The sequence below is a fragment of the Kribbella sp. NPDC051137 genome, from assembly GCF_040682535.1.
Lineage (GTDB): Bacteria > Actinomycetota > Actinomycetes > Propionibacteriales > Kribbellaceae > Kribbella > Kribbella karoonensis.
This window is the reverse complement of the sequence record NZ_JBFBBI010000012.1, coordinates 1-17946: the sequence shown is the minus strand read 5'-3', so window position 1 is coordinate 17946 and position 17946 is coordinate 1. Positions and strand designations below refer to the sequence as shown.

Annotated in this window: 18 protein-coding genes; 10 read left to right on the top strand and 8 right to left on the bottom strand. The window is 69.4% G+C overall.

What is annotated here, in order from left to right; translation table 11 throughout:
• Positions 1 to 28 precede the first annotated feature (28 nt).
• Positions 29 to 1099, top strand: coding sequence for a serine hydrolase domain-containing protein (locus tag AB0M51_RS42205; protein WP_344199535.1), 1071 nt, complete (start codon positions 29 to 31; stop codon positions 1097 to 1099).
• A gap of 3 nt (positions 1100 to 1102) precedes the next feature.
• Here the strand turns inward: AB0M51_RS42205 and AB0M51_RS42200 are convergent, their stop codons facing one another.
• From AB0M51_RS42200 to AB0M51_RS42190, 3 genes are all read right to left on the bottom strand, one after another.
• Complete coding sequence (locus tag AB0M51_RS42200) at positions 1103 to 1711, bottom strand: ATP-dependent Clp protease proteolytic subunit (protein ID WP_344199533.1); 609 nt, start codon at positions 1709 to 1711, stop codon at positions 1103 to 1105.
• The gene (locus tag AB0M51_RS42195; protein ID WP_344199531.1) at positions 1708 to 2301 is read right to left on the bottom strand and encodes an ATP-dependent Clp protease proteolytic subunit; all 594 of its coding nucleotides are present in this window, start codon (positions 2299 to 2301) and stop codon (positions 1708 to 1710) included. The genes AB0M51_RS42200 and AB0M51_RS42195 overlap by 4 nt, the downstream gene beginning before the upstream one ends.
• Positions 2302 to 2378: 77 nt before the next feature.
• A complete protein-coding gene (locus AB0M51_RS42190) occupies positions 2379 to 3251 on the bottom strand; it encodes a phospholipase (protein ID WP_344199529.1) in 873 nt (290 codons plus the stop codon).
• A gap of 76 nt (positions 3252 to 3327) precedes the next feature.
• Here AB0M51_RS42190 and pcrA point away from each other — a divergent pair, with 76 nt between their 5' ends.
• Both pcrA and AB0M51_RS42180 read left to right on the top strand, forming a co-directional pair.
• Complete coding sequence (gene pcrA / locus AB0M51_RS42185; protein ID WP_344199526.1) at positions 3328 to 5643, top strand: DNA helicase PcrA; 2316 nt, start codon at positions 3328 to 3330, stop codon at positions 5641 to 5643.
• A gap of 74 nt (positions 5644 to 5717) precedes the next feature.
• Positions 5718 to 6278 carry a hypothetical protein gene (locus tag AB0M51_RS42180; RefSeq protein ID WP_344199523.1) on the top strand — a complete coding sequence of 187 codons (561 nt, stop codon included), beginning with the start codon at positions 5718 to 5720 and terminating at the stop codon, positions 6276 to 6278.
• On the opposite strand, the gene AB0M51_RS42175 is transcribed toward AB0M51_RS42180, so the two are convergent.
• The 4 genes from AB0M51_RS42175 to AB0M51_RS42160 form a co-directional block, all read right to left on the bottom strand.
• Positions 6250 to 7548: a lanthionine synthetase LanC family protein gene (locus AB0M51_RS42175; protein ID WP_344199521.1), complete on the bottom strand. Its 1299-nt coding sequence runs from the start codon at positions 7546 to 7548 to the stop codon at positions 6250 to 6252. The two genes, AB0M51_RS42180 and AB0M51_RS42175, sit on opposite strands and share 29 nt — an antisense overlap.
• Positions 7545 to 8063, bottom strand: coding sequence for a DUF6886 family protein (locus AB0M51_RS42170; protein WP_344199519.1), 519 nt, complete (start codon positions 8061 to 8063; stop codon positions 7545 to 7547). Before AB0M51_RS42170 ends, AB0M51_RS42175 begins: the two co-directional genes overlap by 4 nt.
• 27 nt (positions 8064 to 8090) lie before the next feature.
• Positions 8091 to 8996, bottom strand: coding sequence for a M23 family metallopeptidase (locus tag AB0M51_RS42165; protein WP_344199514.1), 906 nt, complete (start codon positions 8994 to 8996; stop codon positions 8091 to 8093).
• Positions 8997 to 9193: 197 nt separating this feature from the next.
• A complete protein-coding gene (locus tag AB0M51_RS42160) occupies positions 9194 to 10045 on the bottom strand; it encodes an alpha/beta fold hydrolase (RefSeq protein WP_344199511.1) in 852 nt (283 codons plus the stop codon).
• 136 nt (positions 10046 to 10181) lie between these two features.
• Here AB0M51_RS42160 and AB0M51_RS42155 point away from each other — a divergent pair, with 136 nt between their 5' ends.
• From AB0M51_RS42155 to AB0M51_RS42135, 5 genes are all read left to right on the top strand, one after another.
• Positions 10182 to 10598, top strand: coding sequence for a cobalamin B12-binding domain-containing protein (locus tag AB0M51_RS42155; protein ID WP_344199508.1), 417 nt, complete (start codon positions 10182 to 10184; stop codon positions 10596 to 10598).
• Between the two features lie 296 nt (positions 10599 to 10894).
• Positions 10895 to 12217: an ABC transporter substrate-binding protein gene (locus AB0M51_RS42150; protein WP_344199506.1), complete on the top strand. Its 1323-nt coding sequence runs from the start codon at positions 10895 to 10897 to the stop codon at positions 12215 to 12217.
• 97 nt (positions 12218 to 12314) lie between these two features.
• A complete protein-coding gene (locus tag AB0M51_RS42145) occupies positions 12315 to 13367 on the top strand; it encodes a sugar ABC transporter permease (protein ID WP_344199504.1) in 1053 nt (350 codons plus the stop codon).
• Positions 13367 to 14227 (top strand): carbohydrate ABC transporter permease, encoded by an 861-nt coding sequence (locus AB0M51_RS42140; RefSeq protein WP_344199503.1) that lies wholly within the window; start codon positions 13367 to 13369, stop codon positions 14225 to 14227. Before AB0M51_RS42145 ends, AB0M51_RS42140 begins: the two co-directional genes overlap by 1 nt.
• Complete coding sequence (locus AB0M51_RS42135) at positions 14224 to 14376, top strand: hypothetical protein (RefSeq protein WP_344199501.1); 153 nt, start codon at positions 14224 to 14226, stop codon at positions 14374 to 14376. The genes AB0M51_RS42140 and AB0M51_RS42135 overlap by 4 nt, the downstream gene beginning before the upstream one ends.
• Positions 14377 to 14434: 58 nt before the next feature.
• Here AB0M51_RS42135 and AB0M51_RS42130 read toward each other — a convergent pair whose 3' ends face one another.
• Positions 14435 to 16075, bottom strand: a complete 1641-nt coding sequence (locus tag AB0M51_RS42130) for a glycoside hydrolase family 13 protein (RefSeq protein WP_344199499.1) — start codon at positions 16073 to 16075, stop codon at positions 14435 to 14437.
• Between the two features lie 127 nt (positions 16076 to 16202).
• Here AB0M51_RS42130 and sucC point away from each other — a divergent pair, with 127 nt between their 5' ends.
• Both sucC and AB0M51_RS42120 read left to right on the top strand, forming a co-directional pair.
• Positions 16203 to 17375: an ADP-forming succinate--CoA ligase subunit beta gene (sucC, locus tag AB0M51_RS42125; protein ID WP_344199496.1), complete on the top strand. Its 1173-nt coding sequence runs from the start codon at positions 16203 to 16205 to the stop codon at positions 17373 to 17375.
• Positions 17376 to 17389: 14 nt separating this feature from the next.
• The coding region (locus AB0M51_RS42120; protein ID WP_363754565.1) for a CoA-binding protein at positions 17390 to 17946 on the top strand (557 nt) is incomplete at its 3' end.

The following is a 17946-nucleotide window of genomic DNA, read 5'->3' as shown; positions in this document are numbered from 1 at the left end:
GCTTGCGCGGGCAGGCACAGTGGAATTCATGGAGTTCGGTGGCACCTGCGATCCACAGGACGCCGGCTTCGACCCCGACCGGCTCGCGGAGGCGGTCGGGCTGATCGAGGCGCGCGGCGGGGTCGCGCAGCTCTGCGTGGTCCGGAACGGGCGGGTCGCGGTGGACCGTGCGTTCGGGTGCTCACCGAACGCGTTGTTCTGGCTCTTCTCCGCGAGCAAGCCGTTCGTCGCGGTGGTCGTCCACCAGCTGGTCGAGTCCGGCCGGCTGCACCTCGACGACGCGGTGGCGGCGTACTGGCCGGAGTTCGCGCAGAACGGGAAGCGCGAGATCACCGTCCGGCAGATGCTGCAGCACCGGTCGGGCCTGTCGCACGCCGGCTCGTACCTCGGCGAGGCGCGGGTGATGAGCGACTGGGCGCGGTCGCTGCGGCGGATCGAGGACACCAGGCCGCGCTGGCCGCTCGGCACCGTCGCCTACAGCCCGTTGGCGTTCGGGTTCGTGCTCGCCGAGGTCGCGCGCCGCTGCAGCGGCGTCCCGATCGACGAGCTGGTACGGCGGGACGTGCTCGATCCGCTCGGGCTCGCCGACACGTACCTCGGGCTGCCTGCCGAGGAGTGGGGCCGGCACGTGCCGATCAAGGCCGGCGGTCCGGCGGGGCCGTTCTTCCAGTCGGTGCTGAACCGGCGGAGTACCCGCGAGGCCGTCGTACCGGCGGCCGGTATCTCGACGACCGCGCGCGACCTGGCGACGTTCTACCAGGGGCTGCTGCTCGGGGCGCTGCTCGACCCGGCGACGCTCGCCGTCGCGGTGGAGCCGAGCAGCGAGGGTGAGCTGGACCGGACCGTGCAGGCGCCGATCCGGTGGTCGCAGGGCTTCCAGCTCGGCGGACCGCGGTGGCTCGACGGCGCGGGTACGCCGCTCGGGTCGCTGAGCAGCCCGCGGACGTTCGGCCACAACGGCAGCAACTGCTGCATCGGCTGGGCCGACCCGGACCGCCGGATCGCGTACGCGTACCTGACGAACCGGGTCGGCCACCCGAAGGCCGACCTGCTGCACCACTCGGCCGTCGCCGACGCGGTGCTGGGCGCTGCTACCTGAGCCTCACGCGAGTGCCGCGGCCGGGAGGCGTTCGGCGATCACGTGGTCGACGATGCCGTAGGCCTTGGCGCCCTCGGCCGTCAGGACGTGGTCGCGGTCGGTGTCGTGACGGAGGCGCTCGACGGTCTGGCCGGTGTGCCGGGCGAGGATCTCCTCGACCTGGCCGCGGACCCGCACCACCTCGTCGGCCTGCAGGATCAGGTCCGGGATCGTGCCCTGGCCGCGCCCGGCCGGCTGGTGCAGGACGACCCGCGCGTGCGGCAGGATCGCCCGTCGCCCCTCGGTCCCGCCGGCCAGCAGTACCGCTCCGGCGGAGATCGCCTGCCCGACGCCGTACGTCGCGACCGGCGCCTGGATGTACCGCATGGTGTCGTAGATCGCCAGCATGGCGGACATGTCGCCGCCCTCGCAGTTGATGTAGAGGCTGATCTCCGCCTCGGGACTGTCCGTCTCCAGGTGCAGCAGCTGCGCGATGATCGCGTTCGCGACACCCGAGTCGATCGGGGTCCCGAGGTACACGATCCGCTCGGTCAGCAGATGCGAGTAGACGTCCATGATCCGCTCGCCGCGCGGGTGCGACGCGATCACGTTGGGGATGGTGTACGAGCTCATGCCGCTGCCCTCCGTGGCATCACCTGGTCGAACGACTCGACGACGTGGTCGATGAAGCCGTACTCGCGGGCCTGGTCCGCGGTGTACCAGTGGTCGTGCAGCGAGTCCTCGTGCACGGTCTCGAACGTCTGCCCGGTGTCGCCGGCGATCAGCCCGAGCACCGTGTCCCGGATGTGCCGCAGGTCGTTCGCCTGGATCTCGATCTCCACCGCGGAGCCGCCGATCCCGGCCGACCCCTGGTGCATCAGCACCCGGGCGTGCCGGAGCGCGTACCGCTTGCCCGGCGTACCGGCCGACAGCAGGAACTGCCCCGCGCTGCAGGCCAGCCCGATCGCCAAGGTCGACACGTCGCACGGCACCATGCGCATCACGTCGCGGATCGCCAGCATCGACGGCACCGAGCCGCCGGGCGAGTGGATCCAGAACGCGATGTCGGTGTCCGGGTCCTCGGCCGCCAGCATCATGATCTGCGTGGCCAGCAGGGTCCCGAGGTCGTCGTCGAGAACTCTGTCCAGTACGACGATCCGCTGCCCGAGCAACCGCTGCCGCGCGGTCTCGTTGAACAGCGGCGGTTTCATGTCTTCTGCCATGTGTCCAGCCTGGCCGGACCCGGCCCGCGGTCCCAGCTTTTCTGCTGAGGGCAACTCTGCCGACAGCGAATCGCCCGCTACAGCACGTCCGCCAGCAACTCCCCGAACCTGTCCGGGAACGCGTGCCCGAGCCCGGGGATCGGCGCGATCGTGCAGCCGAAGGCGGTCAGCGCGGCCGCCTTCTCGTCCACCACCTCGCGCAGGTCGTCGCCGGTCCCGATCCAGATGGTTGCCGGCGACAACGGGTTGGCGGCGGCGTCCGGCAGTTCCCGCAGGGCCGGCGCCAGCGCGAGCACGCCGCTCACCGGCGCCGGCGTGGCGGTGAGCGCCCAGTCGAGCGCCGCGCGACCACCGGCCGAGAACCCGGCGGCCAGCACCGGACCGTCGAGGTCGGGCAGGCCGACGAGCGCCCGGGCGATGTCGGCCGCGGCCTGGGCACGGTCGGGCCAGGTGCGGTACATCGGCGACATCCGCCGCGACGACTCCACACACACCAGCGCATATCCGTGATCCAGCACCGCGCTCCAGTCCGCCCGCGCATGCGCCGCTGTCTGCCCGGCGCCGTGCAGCGCGACCACCACGCCCCGAGGCCGGTCCGGTACGTCGACCAGCGCCGGGACGACGTCGTCCGCGGCCCGCGAGCCCGACACCGCCAGCAGCTCCTCGAACTCGGGCCGTCCGCGCAACGCCTCCAGGTCGTCGTCATCGGCCAGCACCTCGGGCGCCCACCAGGCCCCGTCCGCACTGGCCTCCCGCAGCACGCGCAGTGCCTCGTCCGCATCCCCACGCACCGCGAGCAGGCAGGCCTCCACCTGCGCGAGTTCGGCCCTCCACGGTTCGAGTCCGGTGCTCTCGGTCCGCAGCACCTCCAGCGCCTCGTCGTATGCCTCGACCTCGTACAACGCGTACACGCGGTCGCTCAGCTCGTCGTACCTGGTCACAAGATCCACGGCGAGCAACATACCTGTCGTTCCGCCGGCACCGGTTTTCGGAAACTGTCCGGGGGAGCGCCTAAGGTGTTGGGTGATGACTACGCTGTTCTCGCCTGATGAGCTTCCGGTGCCGCTGGAGGAGTCCAAGACGTCCCGTCCCGACCCGGACGAGCTGCTCGAAGGGCTGAATCCGCAGCAGCGGGCAGCCGTCGTGCACGCCGGGAAGCCGCTGCTGGTGGTCGCCGGCGCGGGGTCGGGCAAGACCCGGGTGCTGACCCGGCGGATCGCCTACCTGCTGGCGGCCCGGGACGTGCACCCCGGCGCGATCCTCGCGATCACCTTCACCAACAAGGCGGCCGCGGAGATGCGCGAGCGGGTCGTCGAGCTGGTCGGCCCGCGGGCGAAGATCATGTGGGTCTCGACGTTCCACTCGTCCTGTGTGCGGATCCTCCGCCGCGACATCAAGCGGTTCGGGATCAACTCGACGTTCTCGATCTACGACGACACGGACTCCCGGCGGCTGATGACGCTGGTCTGCCGCGAGCTCGACCTGGACGTCAAGCGGTACAACCCGCGCGCCGTGCTGAACTGGATCTCCACCCAGAAGAACGAGCTGATCGACCACGAGACGGCCGCCGCGAAGGCGGAGAACCATCTCGAGGAGACGTACGCCGAGTGCTACCGGATCTACCAGGAGCGGCTCGCCCAGGCGAACGCGCTGGACTTCGACGACCTGCTGATGACCACGGTCAACCTGCTGCAGGCGTTCCCCGAGGTCCGGGAGTACTACCGCCGCCGGTTCCGCCACGTGCTCGTCGACGAGTACCAGGACACCAACCACGCGCAGTACACGCTGATCCGCGAGCTCTGCGGCGAGGATCCGGTCGACGAGAAGAACCCGACCGCCCCGCCGGCCGAGCTGATGGTCGTGGGCGATTCGGACCAGTCGATCTACGCCTTCCGCGGGGCGACGATCCGGAACATCCTCGCCTTCGAGGAGGACTTCGCCGGCGCCGAGACGATCCTGCTGGAGCAGAACTACCGCTCCACCCAGACCATCCTGTCGGCCGCCAACGCGGTGATCGCCCGCAACGAGGGCCGGATGGCGAAGAACCTCTGGTCCGACCAGGGTGCGGGCGAGCAGATCGCGGTGTACGTCGCGGACAACGAGCACGACGAGGCCCAGTTCGTCGCCGACGAGATCGACCGGCTCGCCGACGCCGAGGGCGTGAAGCCGTCCGACGTCGCGGTGTTCTACCGGACCAACGCGCAGTCCCGGGTCTTCGAAGAGGTCTTCATCCGGACCGGCCATCCGTACAAGGTGGTCGGCGGCGTCCGGTTCTACGAGCGCAAGGAGGTCCGCGACGCGCTCGCGTACCTGCGCGTGCTGGTGAACCCGGAGGACACGGTCTCGCTGCGCCGGATCATGAACGAGCCGAAGCGCGGGATCGGCGACCGGGCCGAGGCCGCGATCGAGGCGCTCGCGCAGCGGGACCGGATCTCGTTCGCGCAGGCGATGCGCCGCGCCCACGACGCGCCCGCGATGGCGTCCCGCTCGGTCAACGCCGTACAGGCGTTCGTCGACATCCTCGACGAGCTGACCGCGATGGTGGACTCGGGCGCCCCGCCGGACGACATCCTGGACGTCGCGCTGCACCGGTCCGGGTACCACGAGGCGCTGCAGAAGTCGCCGGATCCGCAGGACGAGACCCGGCTGGAGAACCTGGACGAGTTCATCTCGGTGGCCCGCGAGTTCGTCGAGGAGCGGACCGCGGCGGGGGAGCCGGCCGATCTGCAGGCGTTCCTGGAGCGGGTCGCGCTGGTTGCGGACGCGGACCAGATCCCGGACGCGGCCACCGAGGGTGTGGTCACGCTGATGACGCTGCACACCGCGAAGGGCCTGGAGTTCCCGGTGGTGTTCCTGACCGGCATGGAGGACGGCGTCTTCCCGCACTCCCGGTCGCTGACCGACCTGAAGGAGCTCGAGGAGGAGCGCCGGCTCGCGTACGTCGGCATCACCCGGGCCCGGCAGCGGCTGGCGATCTCCCGGGCCGCGGTGCGGTCGGCGTACGGCGCCCCGCAGCACAACCCGCCGTCCCGGTTCCTGGAGGAGATCCCGGCCGAGCTGCTCGACTGGCGCCGCGACGACTCCGCGATCACCCGCTGGTCCGGCACCGGCACGGCCCGTGGCAGCGGGATCCCGAGCCGGTACGAGCCTGCCCGCAAGACGGCGTCCGACAAGCCCGTGATCAGCCTCAACCCGGGCGACCGGGTGGTGCACGACAGCTTCGGGATGGGCACCGTCGTGGTGGTCCGCGGCGAGGGCCAGCAGGCCCAGGCCGACATCGATTTCGGCTCCGAAGGCGTGAAACGTCTCTTGCTCCGCTACGCACCGGTGGAAAAGATTTGACTCATATGCGTTGCATCTGACCCGGAGATTGAGACAATCAAGGATCTTCGGCCCCTCCCGGAAGCGCGCCCCTCATGTCCAAGTCGTCGGCCGCCAACCGCCGGATCATCCTGGCGGGGGCGAATCCTGGCCTCCGGCTGTTCGACGAGCGCGGCAAGGTCACGGCGTACGCGTCGATCTGGATGGTCGACTGGTCGATCCGCGGCTCGGGGACGGCGGTGGTGCTCTGGTTCGACGGGATCGTCCGGGTGGTCTCCGAGGACGTCGACCTGGCGGCCTGGCTGGAGCGGTACTTCGTGCGCTCGTTCCTCGAGGTCCAGGGACTGCCGTGGCACGAGCCGGCCGTCGAGCGGGACCTGGTCCAGGTCTCGATGAACCTGGCCGACGGGCTGAGCGCGAAGGCCGCGGACATCCAGATCGAGATGGGCGGCGTCCTGGACCGGCGGCTGTTCGCGACCGACAACTTCCAGCTCGCCGAGGGCAACCACAGCCTCAGCCTGGTGATCGCCCCGGTGCGTTCGGCGACCGTGTCGATCGGCGGCGCCTCGGTCCCCGGGTTCGTTCAGGTCGACGGTTCACCGGACAGGCCCGGGTCGTCGGCGTTCCTCACGACGGCCGAGGTCTGGCAGCGCTGACCCACCAGTTGTCCATCCGGTCGACGGCGCGCTGATCCCCGTCGACGGCGCGCTGCAGCCGGAACAGGTACGCCGAGATCCCGGCCGCGCCCTGCATCCAGCCGACGCCCGGCGGCAGCAGCGGGTCCTCGTTCTTGTGTTCCACGAACCGCCAGTACCCGTCGGGGTAGGCGTTCCCAACCAGCGCGTCAGCCATCCGCACGGCGAACTCCAGGTCGGTCTTCTCCCCGTCGCGCAGCCACGCGTCGAGGAACGCGTCGCCGACCCCGGCCGTACCGCAGCAGCGGCCGTCGTTGTCCCAGAACCCGGGATGCAGCCGCTCGGGGATCCCGGAGTACCGGACGCTGTCCAGACACCGCCGGCGCCACCGCCACGGCGACTCACCGGCGATCGCCGGTACGCCGGCGTACTCGAGGGCACTGAACGCGAGCGCGGTACCGGCGCCGCCGTGGCACCAGTTGTACGTGTACTCGTCGCCGTGCCGCGCCGCCCACGGGATCACCCTCGGCACCCGGAAACCGCGGTCGTCGGTGGTGCCGAGGGTCACCAGGTGCTCCGCCCCACGCTGCGCCGCGTCCACCAGTTCGGCACGGCCGAGGTCGGCGCCGGCCAACGCGAGCACCGCCACGATTCCGGCGAGTCCGTGGGAGAAGTTCGGCATCTCGGTCGGCTCGTCGGAGCGGAATCGGCGCGACACGAACTGCCAGTTGAGTCCGGCCGGCACGACCTCCCGCTCGGCCAGCAGCAAGTCCGCGGCCCCGTCCGCCAGATCGCCGGCCTCGACGCCGTGACGCAGCGCCCACAGCGCGCCGAGCAGCACCGCCCCGGTCCCCAACGTGACGTCGTTCGCTACCGCCCCTGGCTCGTACCGCGGCTCGTCCAGGAAGCTCTCCGGCCAACCATCGGCGGTCTGCAGCGCGCGCAGCCGCTCCAGACAGGCTGACGTACCGGGCTGATCCAGCGCAGTGAGCACCCCGATCGAGCTGACCAGCCCGTCGAAGAACGTGGTCGCGCTCGTTGCCGGGATCGCCGTACGGATGCGGTCTCCGATCGCGTCGGCCAGGTCGTGCTCGGCCGACGTCCAAGCCCGGACGAGACGGATCTCGGCCAGTACGTGGGCCAGACCACCGATACCGCTGTGTATGCCGTTGATGTACTCGTCGGGCTTCGCGCCATCAGCGGATTCTGGGATCCACGGGCCGTCGTCGTCCCACCGGATCTGGTTGAGCACCCAGGCCCAGGACGTCTCCGCGACCTCGCCGTACCTCACGGCTTGGCGTTCCGGAGCCGGATGCCGCTCCACTCGAGCGTGCTGTCGGTCGCCGCGGCCCAGAAGGCGTGCAACCGCGGCAGCACCCGCAGCTGGATGCCCGCCTCGTCGTGCAGTTCGAACAGGTCACCGACCCGCTCGGGTGGGCCGAGCGGCCGCACCTCGGAGCTCGCTACGAAAGCGGCGTCGTGCTCGACGAAGGACCCGGCGGGCAACCTGTAGGCATAGAGGGAGACCGATCGCATCGCGTCCAGCCAGCCGTACTCGACGGCGTGGACGCGGGTCCCGGAGCCGGAGCCGATGATCCGCTCGCGGTCCTCCGTGGTGGTGTCCGGTCCGACCCAGGCCAGCGCCCGCGGGCAGTCCCGGGGGAACCAGTAGTCCGGAGCGCGGTCGTGGCCGACGGCCCAGACGTACGGCGTGACCTTCCCGTTCGTCCGCGCGACGTACGGCTTGAAGGTCGTGATCGTGGGATCTTCGGAGAAGTGCAGGACCTCACCGGCTGCCGGGCGCATGCGCCGCAGCTTAGCCGGGTCGGGTTCTCACATCGCGGTGTACGGGTTGATGCCGCAGTGGTTGCGCAGCCACGGGTCGGGGTCGACCGCGGGCCCGCCGCCCGGGTGCACCTCGAAGTGCAGGTGCGGGCCGGTGGTGTTGCCGGTCATCCCGACCGCGCCGACCTGGTCGCCCGCGTACACGGTCTCGCCGACCGACACGCTGAACTTCGACATGTGGTTGTACCAGGTGGTGGTGCCGTCCTCGTGCCGGACCTGGACCTGGCGACCGTACGGGCCGGCCCAGTCGGCGAAGATCACCACGCCCTTCATCACGGCGCCGATCCGGGTACCGATCGGGGCGGCGAAGTCGAGGCCGGTGTGATTGTGGGCCCAGCGGTTGCCGCCCTGCCCGAACGTCGCGGTGATGTGGTAGCCGGTCAGCATGATCTGACAGCGGGTCGCGGACTCGCGGGCCTTCTTCTCGGCCGCCTCGGCCTTGGCCTTCGCGAGGGCCAGCGCGTTCGCCCGCTTGGCGGTGAGGGCCTGGCTGGCGTTCAGCTTCGCGGCCCGGGCCTTGGCCAGCTGGGTCGCAGCGGACTGCTTCTTGGTGGTCGTCGTGTCGGCCAGCTGGACCCGGGAGGAGTCACGGGTGGCGAGCTGGCGCGCCTGGATGCGTGCCGTGGTGATGCCGGACAGCTGCTGCCCACCGTCCAGGCTGAGGGCCGCGAGGTTGACCGCGGAGTTCGCCTGGGTCGGTGACGCCAGTGAGCTGTGGCTGAAGCCGACAGCTCCGGCTGCCGCGGCGAGCGCGGCGGTCAGTCCGACGATCTGGGTACTGCTCGGGGTGTTACGCCTGGCGACGCGATGCTTGGCACTGTGACGTCCTGCGCCGTTCTTGCGCGCAGCGTTGCCGGGCGTGACGCGGTCTCCCGCGGCACGGTGCTGGGACACAACGTGGCCTTTCGGTCACAGGGGAGGGGAACTGTCCGCCCTCTCGAGGGGTTTATTCCCCAAGAGGACTCACAGACCATAACGGAAGGGTCACGGGGTGACAAACCCCGCCACCCACTTTTCCGCGGCTCCTTCACGAAACTTTTGCATGCGCGCCTGCACGTGCATCCGCCGCAAGCGCTCAGAACGCTTACGAGTCAGGCAGTTCTGGGTGTGTCATCAAGATCTGCCAACAATCCGGTGATCCGGTGCACGACGTCGCCGTGGAACGGCAACGACAGATGGCCGACGCCGTGCACGCGGACGTTGGTCGCCTGCAGGTCGGGGTGCCGGATCCGGGCCCGGCGCTGCGGCACGATCAACTGGTCGACGTCGCTGTAGAACGCGTGGAACCGGGTCCCGCAGTCCGGTGCCGGCTCGTCGAGTTCGGCCAGCAGGTCGCTGTCCGGCCGGATCTGCTTGACCAGCGGCCACGGCAGCAGCTTCGCGGCCATGGTGCCCTGGTGCGGCGTGCCGAGTGTGACGCAGGTGTGGACCCGGGCGTCGCCGCCCAGGCGCTGCACGTAGTACCGCGCGATCAGTCCGCCGAGGCTGTGCCCGATGACGTGGATCTGGTCCGACCCGGAGTCCTCGCAGATCGCCTCGATCTCCCGCCCCATCCGCTCGGCGGTACGGCGTACGTCCAGGGTCAGCGGCGAGTACGAGAACGTGTGGATGCTGCTGAACCCGTGCCGGACCAGGTGCCGGCGCATCAGCGCGAAGATCGTGTGGTTGTCGATGATCCCGTGCGCCAGCAGGATCGGTGTACCGGCGGCCCGGACGTCGCTGACCAGCAGGCCGCGCTGGGCGGGGCCGAGGCCGGCCAGGTTCAGCCGGGCGGGCAGCGCGGGCGCGCGACCGACCAGACCGAGCGGGTACATCGCGAGATGGGTGGTCAGCCAGGCGAGCTCGACCGCTGCGCCCTGCAGGACGCTCGGCGAGAGGGCGGAGCGGGCGCCGTACGCAAGTCCGTCCAGCGCGCCGCGGACGTCGTCCTGCCAGCTCCTCATGGGCGCGACTCCTCACCAAACCAGACCCCCCGGTGGTCCGATCACTTTCAACGGTAACCGGTTCCCGTCAGGCGTGTGGGGGAACACACGCGTCCGTGTCTTATCCGTGAGTAACGGGGCGGGTTAGCCTGCCCACATGTCTGCTACGAGCCCGTTGCGCGTTGTCGTCGCCAAGCCCGGTCTGGACGGTCACGACCGCGGTGCCAAGGTCGTCGCCCGCGCCCTGCGGGACGCCGGCATGGAGGTCATCTACACGGGGCTGCACCAGACCCCGGAGCAGATCGTCGAGACCGCGATCGCCGAGGACGCGGACGCGATCGGCCTGTCGGTGCTGTCCGGCGCCCACATGACGCTGTTCAAGCGGGTCCGTGAGTTGCTCGCCGAGCGGGAGGCGGAGGACATCGTGGTGTTCGGCGGCGGGATCATCCCGGACGCGGACCTGCAGCCGCTGGCCGAGCTCGGCGTGCACAAGATCTTCACCCCGGGCGCGACCACCACCGAGATCGTCGAGTGGGTCCGGACCAACGTCGGAGACGCCTCCGCCACGGCCTAGGGCACGTCTCGCTGTTCCGAACACTTCTGAACAGTCATCCCCGTTTCAGCAAGGTTACTAATCGGTAATACCGAATCGTTAGGAAATGCCCGGTTGTGCGGGCTTCCCAAACGCGGTCGCATACAGCCATGCGGTTGACCGTTTCAGAGACCGTCGAGCGGGCTGTGTGTGGCTCAGAACACATCGGCCTGTTCTCGGTTACTGTCCGGACAGGGTGGATCGCAGCGCGGTGGGGAACTGCGAGTCATCACCGTAGGACCAAGTGACGTCCCGAATCGGGAGAGGGCAGGTAAACGATGAGGTTTGAACGATCACATGCGCGCAGGACGGCGTTTGTTGCCGTCGCAGGCAGCCTCGCGCTGCTCGCCACCGCGTGTGGTAGCGGCGACAAGGGAAGCAGTGGCAGCGGGGGCGCTTCGACGGGGGCGCTCGAAGGTCGGGGCCCGATCACGCTTGCCACCGGCAAGGACACCTCCGGAAACCTGCAGAACCAGCTCAACGCGTGGAACGCGCAGCACCCGAACGAGAAGGTGGAGCTGAAGGAGCTGCCCGAGGACGCGGACGCGCAGCGCCAGCAGATGGTCCAGAACGCGCAGGCCAAGTCCGACGCGTACAGCGTCCTGGTGATGGACGTGGTCTGGACCTCGGAGTTCGCGGCGAACCAGTGGATCACCCAGATCCCCGAGGACAAGGTGCCGGACCTCGGCAAGCTGCTGCCGGCGACCGTGGAGACCGCGAAGTACCGCGACAAGCTGTACGCGGTCCCGATGACCTCCGACGGCGGCCTGCTGTACTACCGCAGCGACCTGCTGAAGGCGGCCGGTATCACCGAGGCGCCGAAGACCTGGGACGAGATGAAGGCCGACTGCACCAAGGTGCAGGCGACCCCGGCCGGCAAGGGCATCGGCTGCTACGCGGGCCAGTTCGAGAAGTACGAGGGCCTGACGGTGAACTTCTCCGAGGCGGTCAACTCCGCCGGCGGTGACATCGTCGACAAGGACGGCAAGCCGAACGTCAACACCCCGGAGGCCAAGGCCGGCCTCACCGAGCTGGTCAACGACTTCAAGACCGGCGTGATCCCGAAGGAAGCGATCACCTACAAGGAGGAGGAGAGCCGCCGCGCCTTCCAGGACGGCAAGCTGCTCTTCCTGCGCAACTGGCCGTACGTGTACGCGCTGGCGAACAAGACCGACGGCTCGTCGAAGATCGCCGGCAAGTTCGCGGTCGCGCCGCTGCCGGGCAAGACCGGCCCGGGTGTCTCCTCGCTCGGCGGTCACGACTACGCGATCAGCTCGTACGCCAAGAACAAGGCGACCGCGATCGACTTCATCAACTTCATGGCGAGCGAGGCCCGTCAGAAGGCGAACATCGAGAAGACGTCGCAGGCGCCGACCTGGGCCTCGCTGTACGACGACCCGACGCTGAACAAGCAGTTCCCGTACCTGGCCCCGCTGAAGGCCTCGATCCAGAACGCGAAGCCGCGTCCGCGGGTCGTCAAGTACGGCGACGTCACCGCGGCCATCCAGGCGGCGGCGTACGACGCGCTGAGTCAGAAGACCGCGCCGGACAAGGCGCTGGCAGATCTGCAGACCAAGCTGCAGTCGCTCATCACGAACTGATCGTCGTGCCGGGGCCGGTGGGTGGAGCTGTCGTGACCACGCACCGGCCCCGGCCCGTCCCTGCCCGGGTGGTTCCCGGGGAACAAAGGAGTCTCAGGTGACTGTAAGCGCGCCGGTCGCGGAACGACCGGCCAAGAAACCGAAGCGTCAGCAGCGCTTCGACGAGGGCACCGGCCGGCTGGCCGCGATCCTGCTCTCCCCGACGCTGATCGTGCTGGCGCTGGTCGTGCTGTTCCCGATCATCTCGGCGCTCCGGGAGTCGCTGTACCAGAGCGGCCAGCACCTGGACGCGAACGGGTTCGTGGTCCAGGGGTCGCAGTGGGTCGGCCTGAAGAACTACGCGGACATCTTCCGCGGCGACACCGGGCACCGGTTCTGGAACGCCTTCTACAACACGACGTTCTTCACCGTGGTCTGCGTCGTACTGGAGACCGTCCTCGGCGTCGCGATGGCGCTGATCATGCACAAGGCGTTCAAGGGCCGGGGCATCGTCCGGGCCAGCATCCTGGTCCCGTGGGCGATCCCGACCGTCATCTCGGCGCTGCTGTGGAAGTGGGTCTTCCAGGCCGACGGCGTCGCCAACGCCCTGCTCGGCACCCAGGTGCTGTGGTCGACCGAGGGCTGGCAGTCCAAGCTCTCGGTGGTGATCGCGGACACCTGGAAGACCGCACCGTTCATCGGCCTTCTGGTCCTGGCCGGGCTGCAGACCATCCCGGCCGAGGTCTACGAGGCCGCCAAGGTGGACGGGGCGAACGCGTGGCAGACCTTCGTGCGGATCACGCTGCCGCTGGTGAAGCCGGCACTGCTGGTGGCGGTGCTGTTCCGGATCCTCGACACGCTGCGGATCTTCGACCTGCCGTTCGTGCTGGTCGGCGCGCACAAGGACTCGGTCGAGACGCTCTCGATGCTGGCGTACGACGAGGCGTTCAACGTCAGATACGGACCGGCGGCGGCGTACGCGACGGTGCTGTTCCTGTACGTCGCGGTGGTCGCCTACATGTTCGTGAAGATCCTCGGCGCCGACGTGATCGGTGAGGCGCGGGCGAAGAAGCCGGGCGGTCGACGGAAGAAGAACGGTGGCGCGGGTGCCGTGGCCGGGTCGGCCGCCGTCACGCTCAATGCCGCGTCCGGTTCAGGGAGGGCTGTCTGATGGCGAGCGAAATCCCGCAGGTGCGGGCCGGCGAGAACCCGTTCGTGAAGCGGTGGCTGCCGCTGCTCGGCGTCGCGATCATCGTGGTCTACTGCCTGGCGCCGTTCTACTGGATGGTGGTCTCGGCGTTCCGCCGGCCGTCCGACCAGTTCTCGAACGCGCCGATCCCGATGCCGTTCTCGTTCCAGAACTTCAAGGACGTGTTCAGCGGCTCGAACGGTTTCGGCCGGGGCCTGCTGAACAGCCTGATCGTGGCCGGGTCGGTGACGATCCTGACGCTGATCATCGGCATGATCGCGGCGTACACGCTGGCCCGGCTGGACTTCAAGGGCAAGAACATCGTGCTGGCGATCATCATCACCACGTCGATGTTCCCGGGCATCTCGCTCGTCGTACCGCTGCTGAAGCTGTTCGTGAACATTTCCTGGATCAACACCTACCAGGCGATGATCGTGCCCAGCCTGTCGTTCGCGCTGCCGCTGGCGGTGTGGAACCTGACCGCGTTCTTCCGGCAGATGCCGCAGGAGCTCGAGCAGGCGGCGATGGTGGACGGCTGTACGCCGGCCCAGGCGTTCCGCAAGGTGATCATCCCGCTCGCGGCACCGGGGGTGTTCACCACCGCGATCATCACGTTCATCGCGGCCTGGAACGAGTTCCTGATCGCGCTGAGCATGACCAACAAGAAGTCGATCCAGACCGCGAACGTGATCATCTCGCAGTTCACCGGCACCACCGGCCGGGACCAGCCGTTCGGCAGCCAGATGGCCGCCGGTGTGGTGGTCACGATCCCGCTGGTGATCGCCGTACTGCTGTTCCAGCGCCGCATCGTCGCCGGTCTGACGGCGGGCGGCGTGAAGTGAGCCTGTTCCGCCGCGAACAGGACCGCCGGGACCGGGAAGACCGGGCCCGCCGGGACCGCGAGGACCGGGACCGGCGCGATCGCGAGGACCGCGACCGCCGGGACCGGGACGACCGGGACCGGCGGGACCGCGAGGACCGCGACCGCTGAAACGAACCGGCCGGAGCCATCGGGCTCCGGCCGGTTCGTTTGCGGACCTGGTCCGGTATCAGAGGCTGAGCCAAGCGGTGGTGTCCGGTGGGAGCACGTTGCCGGTGAGCGGCTCGCTGGCGAGCAGGACCTCACGGTGTCCGGGCAGCGGGACCGGGGCGTCCGTCACGTTGACCACGCAGCGGAAGCCGGGGTCGCGGGTGAACGACAGCACGCCTTCGGGGGCGTCCGTGTCCCAGGTCAGCCGGCCTTCGCCGAGGGCCGGGTGGTCGCGGCGGATCCGGAGCGCCGCCTTGTAGAGGTTCAGGTGGCTGCCCGGGTCGCCCGTCTGCGCGTCGGCTGTCAGCGGCGCCCAGTCCGACGGCTGCGGAAGCCACGGCTGCCCTGTGCCGGGACCGAAGCCGTACGGCGGTTCCGCGCCGGACCACGGGATCGGCACCCGGCAGCCGTCACGGCCGCGGACGGTGTGACCGGAGCGCTCCCACGTCGGGTCGTCGAGCTTGTCCTCCGGCAGGTCCTCGACCTCGGGCAGGCCGAGCTCGTCGCCCTGGTAGATGTACGCGCCACCCGGCAGCGCCAGCTCCAGCAGCGCCGCGGCCCGGGCCCGGCGCAGACCGAGCGCGAGATCCGTGGGTACGACGCCCGCGCCCTCCAGCGCGTCCGGCAACGCCCGCCCGTACCGCGTGCGATGCCGGATCGTGTCGTGGTTGCTCAGCACCCACGTCGCCGGCGCCCCGACCGCCCACAGGTTGTCGGTGGTGTGGTCGATGACCTCGCGCAGCTCCTTCGCGTCCCACTTCGCCCGCAGCGCGTCGAAGTTGAACGCCGAGTGCAGCTCGTTCGGCCGCACGTACTGCGCGAGCCGCTCGGCCGGCGACAGCCACGCCTCGGCCACGAACACCCGCGGCCCCTGCGGCGTGTCGGCGTACTCGTCGGCGATCGCCCGCCAGCGCTGGTGGATCGTGTGCACGCCCGGCTGGTCGTAGAACGGGTGGCCGACGTACTTCTCGTGGGTCGGCTCGCCGTTGTGCGACAGCTCCACGTCGGGCATCGCGGGATCCTTCGCCATCGAGTCGGCGACGTCGATCCGGAACCCGTCGACGCCGCGGTCGAACCAGAACCGCAGGATCGCGTCGAACTCCTCGATCACCTTCGGGTGGTCCCAGTTCCAGTCCGGCTGGGAGATGTCGAACAGGTGCAGGTACCACTGCCCGTCGTCGATCTGTTGCCAGGCGGGCCCTCCGAACGCGGCCGGCCAGTTCGTCGGCGGCTTGCCGTCCGCGGTGTCGCGGAACCAGAACAGGTCGCGCTCCGGCGAACCCTTTCCGGCGGCCAGCGCGGCCTTGAACCACGGGTGCTCCCAGGAGCAGTGGTTCGGCACCAGGTCGATCAGGATCCGCAGGCCGAGCGCGTGCGCCTCGGCGATCAGCGCGTCGGCGTCGGCGAGCGTGCCGAACTCCGGGTTGATGTCGCGGTAGTCGGCCACGTCGTACCCGCCGTCGAGCAGCGGGGACGGGTACCAGGGGCTGATCCAGAGCGCGTCGACGCCGAGGTCGGCGAGGTACGGCAGCCGGGCGCGGATGCCGTTCACGTCGCCGGTGCCGTCACCGTCCGCGTCGGCGAACGAACGGGGGTACACCTGGTAAACGACGGCACTACGCCACCAGTCGTCAGCTGGTCTGGTTTCAGGATCGGTCATGCGAACAAGCCTCGCACGGCGGCGCGAGCGCCTGTGACGGTCGTCTCAGCGAGTACCCCGGCTGTTGCTCGCGGCACAAGGGTGGCTAGTGTCAGGAATCCGTACAGGCGAGAGAGGGACCACACTCGTGGATCTGATGGAATTCCAGGCGAAGACGGTCTTCGCCAAGCACGGGGTGCGGACGACCGTGGGTGAGGTCGTCACGACTCCGGAGGAAGCGCGCGCGGCAGCCGAGAAGATCGGCGGCCGGGTGGTCGTGAAGGCCCAGGTCAAGACCGGCGGCCGCGGCAAGGCAGGCGGCGTCAAGCTGGCCTCGAGCCCGGACGAGGCAGAGGAGAAGGCCCGCGAGATCCTCGGGCTGGACATCAAGGGTCACGTCGTCAAGATCCTGAACATCGTCCCGGCCGCGGCGATCGCCGAGGAGTACTACTTCTCGTTCCTGGTCGACCGGGCGAACCGCAACTACCTGTGCATCGCCTCCGCCGCCGGCGGCATGGAGATCGAGGAGGTCGCGCACACCAACCCGGAGGCGGTCGCGCAGATCTCGATCGACCCGGCCAAGGGTGTGGACGAGGCCAAGGCACGGGAGATCGCCACCGCGGCGAAGTACCCGGCCGACGTGATCGACGCCGTCGTACCGGAGATCGTCAAGCTGTACGAGGTGTTCATCGCCGAGGACGCGTCGCTGGTCGAGGTGAACCCGCTGGTCAAGCTCGAGGACGGCAACGTCGAGGCGCTGGACGGCAAGGTCACCCTGGACGAGAACGCGGACTTCCGGCACCCGGACCACGCCGAGTTCGAGGACGTCTCGGCGGCCGACCCGCTGGAGGCGGCGGCCAAGGCCAAGGGCCTGAACTACGTGAAGCTCGACGGTTCGGTCGGCATCATCGGCAACGGCGCGGGTCTGGTCATGTCGACCCTGGACGTCGTCGCGTACGCCGGTGAGGAGTTCGGTGGCCAGAAGCCGGCCAACTTCCTCGACATCGGCGGTGGCGCTTCGGCCGAGGTGATGGCCAACGGGCTGGAGATCATCATCTCCGACCAGCAGGTGAAGAGCGTGTTCGTGAACGTCTTCGGCGGCATCACCGCCTGCGACGCGGTCGCGAACGGCATCGTCCAGGCGTTCGAGCTGCTGGCCTCCCGCGGCGAGCACGTCACCAAGCCGCTGGTCGTCCGGTTGGACGGCAACAACGCCGAGGAGGGCCGCCGGATCCTCGACGAGGCGGGCCTCGCCGGTCTGGAGCGGGTCGACACGATGGACGGCGCCGCCAAGCGCGCCGCCGAGCTGGCTGCGAAGTAAGGGATCGCCGAACAATGTCTATCTTCCTGACCAAGGACAGCAAGGTCATCGTCCAGGGCATGACCGGCTCCGAGGGCACCAAGCACACCACCCGGATGCTCGCCTCCGGCACCAACATCGTCGGCGGCGTGAACCCGCGCAAGGCGGGCCAGAGCCAGGACTTCGACGGCAAGTCGGTCCCGGTGTTCGGCACCGTCGCGGACGCGGTCAAGGAGACCGGCGCGAACGTGTCGGTCATCTTCGTCCCGCCGAAGTTCACCAAGGACGCCGTACTGGAGGCCGTCGAGGCCGAGGTGCCGCTGGTCGTGGTGATCACCGAGGGCGTGCCGGTGCACGACACCGCGGCGTTCTTCGCCGCGGCGCAGGCGTCCGGCAAGACCCGGATCATCGGCCCGAACTGCCCCGGCATCATCACGCCGGGCGAGTCGAACGCCGGCATCATCCCGGCCAGCATCGCCGGCCAGGGCCGGATCGGCCTGGTCAGCAAGTCCGGCACGCTGACGTACCAGATGATGTACGAGCTGCAGGACTTCGGGTTCTCGACGGCGATCGGGATCGGTGGTGACCCGAT